Below are 770 nucleotides of genomic sequence, written 5' to 3' on the forward strand. Positions count from 1 at the left end.
GGGACGGTGAAGCGGAGCACACTGCAGGAGAAACTGCAGGAAAGAGGCTTCAGCGGAAAGCATATGGCGCTCTACGCCTCCGGGGGCCTCGCCACCCGACGGTTCCAAAAGCGAAGCCGCAATAAGCTCTGGCACTCGGACATCAAGTACGGCTGTTATCTCCCCATTGGACCGGGAGGCAAACCCCAACAGGTCTATCTGGTGGCCTTCCTCGATGATGCCACGCGATTGGTGCTCCATGCCGAATTCTACGCCAGCCTGAATCAAAGCATTGTGGAGGACTGTTTCCGCAAAGCCGTGATGAAACAGGGCATTCCGGAGGCGGTGTATTTCGACAATGGGAAGCAGTATCGGACCAAATGGATGGCCCGGACCTGCGCGAAGCTCGGCGTACGCCTGCTTTTCGCGCGCCCCTATTCGCCGGAGGGCACAGGAAAAATTGAACGGTTCAACCAGAACATCGACCGGTTTCTGGATGAGTATAAGTTCGATAAGAGTCTGCGGACCTTGGATGGGATGAATGAGCGGTTTGCGATCTGGCTGGAGGAGTGCTACCAGCAGAAACCCCACTCCGCCCTGCAGGATCTGAGTCCAGTCCAAGCCTATCAGCGGGATCCGCAACCCTTGAAGTACCTCCCAGTGGAGGTGGTGGCCAATGCTTTCCTCCATGCGGAAACCCGAAAGGTCGACAAGAGCGGCTGTCTCAGCTTCAACGGGGTGAAGTATGAAGTGGGTCTTCCCTATATCGGGCGGACCGTAGACGTCATCTA

At 56.8% G+C, this 770-nt stretch carries 1 protein-coding gene; it reads left to right on the forward strand.

Annotated elements, in window-relative coordinates; translation table 11 throughout:
• Window positions 1–770 (forward strand): DDE-type integrase/transposase/recombinase (locus tag KCG48_RS14545; protein ID WP_211802894.1); only part of this gene is annotated, 770 nt, incomplete at both ends.

The sequence above is a fragment of the Proteiniclasticum sediminis genome (assembly GCF_018128025.1).
Classification (GTDB): domain Bacteria; phylum Bacillota; class Clostridia; order Clostridiales; family Clostridiaceae; genus Proteiniclasticum; species Proteiniclasticum sediminis.